Here is a 3,730-nt window from a genome sequence, read left to right as displayed (position 1 = left end):
TAGCGGGCAAGATGCCCGCACTACTCCGGGTTTCAAAATGGACGAGGTTTAATAGAAAATATTTATCTTCGCTTTTAGCTCTTATTCTGTCACCTGTCACCCGTCACCTGTCACCTATTCCCTTATGAAACAAACCGCCAAAATCCTTGATGGTAAAGCATTAGCCGATAAAATTCAGCAAGAAATTAGTGAGACAATTAGCAAATTACAAGGTAAAATTGGGCGATCGCCTGGATTAGCGGTATTAATGGTGGGAGACAACCCCGCATCAGCCGCTTATGTTCGCAACAAAGAAAAATCCTGTGCCAAAGTCGGAATTACCTCTTTTGGTAAACACTTTCCCACCCAAACCAGCCAAACCGAACTAGAGGAAGTAATTGCCCAACTCAACGCAGATGATCAAGTAGATGGGATTTTAGTCCAGCTACCCCTTCCCAATCATTTAGATGCTGTCAGTCTACTACATCAAATTGCCCCGGATAAAGACGCTGACGGACTCCACCCTGTGAACTTAGGAAGACTGGTACGAGGTGAAACCGGTTTACGGAGTTGTACTCCTGCCGGTGTGATGCGATTGTTAGCAGAATATAGAATTCCTTTACAGGGCAAAAAAGCCGTAGTCGTAGGACGGAGTATTTTAGTAGGGAAACCGATGGCTTTGATGTTATTAGCAGCTAATGCCACAGTCACAATTGCCCATTCCAAAACCCAGGATTTACAAGATATTACTAAAGATGCTGATATTCTCATTGCTGCCACCGGGATTCCGGGAATGATTAATGCCCAGATGGTAAAACCGGGCGCAGTTGTGGTAGATGTGGGAATAAATCGGGTTACAGATAGCAATGGTAAAAGTCGGTTAGTTGGTGATGTTCAGTTTGAAGCGATCGCTAATGTGGCAGAATATATTACTCCTGTTCCTGGTGGTATCGGTCCAATGACAGTGGCTATGTTATTGCAAAATACTGTTTCTAGCTATTTACAAACCACAGGCAACTGAGAAATAATTTTTGTGAATATTCATGATTACTCACCAAAACCGTGAGTGTTTCCGCCCCAAAGCCCCGTAAAATTGGTAAACAGATCACAAACAGCCCAATATTTTGAACAGTCAAGAGGAATACAAAGCATGGTAGCAACGGATAAAAGATTGGAAACCCCAAAAAAATCAGAGTCGGCTAGTTTTAACCTCGCTATCTATCTCAAACAACGACAACAGCTTTGCGAACAAGCTTTGGATAATTCCATTACCGTCGTTTATCCAGAAAAGATTTATGAAGCTATGCGCTACTCACTCTTAGCTGGAGGTAAACGAGTTCGTCCTATTCTCTGTCTTGCGACTGCTGACATGATTGGTGGCACAATAGAAATGGCTATGGCTACAGCCTGTGCTGTAGAAATGATCCACACCATGTCATTGATTCATGATGATTTACCCGCCATGGATAATGATGATTATCGTCGCGGTAAACTCACAAATCATAAAGTTTATGGTGAAGATGTGGCTATTTTGGCAGGAGATGGTTTATTGGCTTTAGCCTTTGAACACGTAGCCGCCCAAACTCCTACAAATGTACCTAGGGATAGAGTTTTACAAGTCATCATTCGCCTGGGTAAAGCCTTGGGTGCGGCTGGCTTAGTCGGTGGTCAAGTGGTAGATTTGGAATCGGAAGGTAAGTCAGATATTTCCTTAGAAACCCTGAATTTTATTCATAATCATAAAACCGCAGCTTTGTTAGAAGCTTGTGTAGTTTGTGGGGGAATTATTGCTGGTGCATCTGCCGAAGATGTGCAAAAATTAACTCGTTATTCTCAAAATATCGGTCTGGCTTTCCAAATCATTGATGATATTCTGGATATCACTGCTACCCAAGAGCAGTTAGGTAAAACCGCTGGTAAGGATCTCACAGCCCAGAAAGTCACCTATCCTAGTCTGTGGGGAATTGAAGAATCTCGCGCTAAAGCTCAACACCTGGTTGCTGAAGCTTGTGCTGAATTAGCATCCTATGGTGAAAAAGCCATTCCTTTGCAAGCGCTCGCTCACTTTATCATCAACCGCAATAACTAAGCCCAATTGTGGATTTTAACTAAATTTTGGCTTCTACTGCCGTTTTTCCTCCATACAATCACTGCTTACACTTACTAACTTCACCAAAATACCATGCAGGACATAGGCGAAATTGTTAACAACCGGGTGCTGCTGGTTGCGCTTGTAGCTTGTTTTGTAGCTCAAGGATTAAAGCTTATCGTTGAGTTAGTCAAACATCGTAAATTAAACGTGCGTGTTTTAGTAACTACTGGAGGTATGCCCAGCGCCCATTCAGCCCTAGTAACAGCCCTAGCAGACGGTGTTGGCCAAACTTTAGGTTGGGCATCCCCAGAATTTGCTCTAGCTACAGTTTTTGCTATCATCGTTATGTATGATGCCGCTGGAGTGCGTCAAGCTGCCGGCAAGCAAGCAAAAATCCTCAATCAAATGATTGATGAATTATTCCATGAAAAACCGGACTTTTTTCAAGACCGTCTCAAGGAATTATTAGGACATACACCAGTTCAAGTCATTGCTGGTTCAGTTTTAGGTGTAGCTATTTCTTGGTTAGCGCGGGCTGTATATTAGTCGGTTGTCAGTAAACAAGGATATTGCTCGTACGTAATAATCAGATTTTCAGGCAAATCTTGTGTAAATTAGAATCTTATGTAAAAATTTAATCAGTACAATTTCAGATGTTAAAGTTATGTCAACGATTTTTTCTACTAGCAGGCTATTGGGAATTATACTCACTCTTTTCATAGTTAGTTCCTGTAGTGTACGTACATCTAGTAATACTAGTAGTAGTGGTAACTGTCAAAATCCAGATGATATAGCGGCTGATGGTAGTCGTTGCGGAGGTAGGGCTGCTAGTGTACGTCCTGGAGGAAATTAACTGTTTATTTTATACAATAAAGCGGACATATTTTCCGCTAATATCTTACCTTAAACTAAAAAAATGATAAATGAAGAAAATCAATATTTTTCCTCAAATATCATTACTAGAACGCAAAACGTAAATCATACCGCCATAATCGTCGTAGCATAATTTTAGACTCTCCTCTAATTAATATCAACGGACAATTGAGCGGAGTAAAACTACTTTCCGACCATCAGCTAAGATAGCTACAAATCCACTTTCGCTAAGTTTTTTTAATGTATTGTATGCTTCCTTTTGATTGGTAGTATAAACTGCTAACAAGTAAGGGCGTTGTCCATAGGAGACAAAACCCACATCACCTCCTACAGCTTTTTGGAGACTACTAACCATTTCTGGACGGTTGAAATAATCTACCAGAATTGCATAACCTTCCCCTAATATTTTGGGGTTATAGGTGATTTTTGAATTTGGTACTTTTGGAGTTGTTTGTGGTATGGGAAGAGTGGTGATAATGGCAGATAAACCAACTATATTTTGAATATACCTTGCCCAGCGATTGGCATCATCAATATTTTTAAACCCACCAATTCGCGTTACTGTTTGATTATTATATTTGCAAGTAACTGTTTTTAATTCAGTCGGTAATGCACTACGCAACTGCTTTTGATTTTCAGTTGTGGGACTTACTACTAATAATAAATATTCTCCTGCATTTGGTGGTTGACAATTAGTAAGATTTTGTTGAGCAATAACAGGATTGATATTGCTAATTAAGGGAGTAACTGCTAGTAATAAGGCACTTGGTAAGATTGTTAATATTT

General features: G+C 40.4%; 5 protein-coding genes. 4 read left to right on the top strand and 1 reads right to left on the bottom strand.

Annotated elements, in window-relative coordinates:
- Positions 1–124 precede the first annotated feature (124 nt).
- The 4 genes from folD (at position 125) to FJR08_RS19860 (ending at position 2,924) form a co-directional block, all read left to right on the top strand.
- Complete coding sequence (gene folD / locus FJR08_RS19875) at positions 125–1,000, top strand: bifunctional methylenetetrahydrofolate dehydrogenase/methenyltetrahydrofolate cyclohydrolase FolD (protein ID WP_168634302.1); 876 nt, start codon at positions 125–127, stop codon at positions 998–1,000.
- Between the two features lie 129 nt (positions 1,001–1,129).
- Positions 1,130–2,068 carry a geranylgeranyl diphosphate synthase CrtE gene (gene crtE / locus FJR08_RS19870; protein ID WP_168634301.1) on the top strand — a complete coding sequence of 313 codons (939 nt, stop codon included), beginning with the start codon at positions 1,130–1,132 and terminating at the stop codon, positions 2,066–2,068.
- 93 nt (positions 2,069–2,161) lie between these two features.
- Complete coding sequence (locus tag FJR08_RS19865; protein WP_015079166.1) at positions 2,162–2,617, top strand: divergent PAP2 family protein; 456 nt, start codon at positions 2,162–2,164, stop codon at positions 2,615–2,617.
- Positions 2,618–2,735: 118 nt separating this feature from the next.
- Positions 2,736–2,924, top strand: coding sequence for a hypothetical protein (locus tag FJR08_RS19860; RefSeq protein ID WP_254435810.1), 189 nt, complete (start codon positions 2,736–2,738; stop codon positions 2,922–2,924).
- 177 nt (positions 2,925–3,101) lie between these two features.
- On the opposite strand, the gene FJR08_RS19855 is transcribed toward FJR08_RS19860, so the two are convergent.
- Positions 3,102–3,728, bottom strand: a complete 627-nt coding sequence (locus FJR08_RS19855) for a hypothetical protein (RefSeq protein WP_168634300.1) — start codon at positions 3,726–3,728, stop codon at positions 3,102–3,104.
- Between the last annotated feature and the right edge of the window lie 2 nt (positions 3,729–3,730).

The sequence above is a fragment of the Dolichospermum sp. UHCC 0260 genome (genome assembly GCF_009711985.1).
In the GTDB taxonomy this organism is placed as follows: domain Bacteria; phylum Cyanobacteriota; class Cyanobacteriia; order Cyanobacteriales; family Nostocaceae; genus Dolichospermum; species Dolichospermum lemmermannii.
The sequence above is the reverse complement of the archived record's forward strand: the minus strand, read 5'-3'. Positions and strand labels throughout refer to the sequence as shown.

Coding starts and splice junctions, on each gene's coding strand:
- folD (WP_168634302.1), top strand. CDS start 125: ATGAAACAAACCGCCAAAATCCTTGATGGTAAAGCATTAGCCGATAAA.
- crtE (WP_168634301.1), top strand. CDS start 1,130: ATGGTAGCAACGGATAAAAGATTGGAAACCCCAAAAAAATCAGAGTCG.
- FJR08_RS19865 (WP_015079166.1), top strand. CDS start 2,162: ATGCAGGACATAGGCGAAATTGTTAACAACCGGGTGCTGCTGGTTGCG.
- FJR08_RS19860 (WP_254435810.1), top strand. CDS start 2,736: ATGTCAACGATTTTTTCTACTAGCAGGCTATTGGGAATTATACTCACT.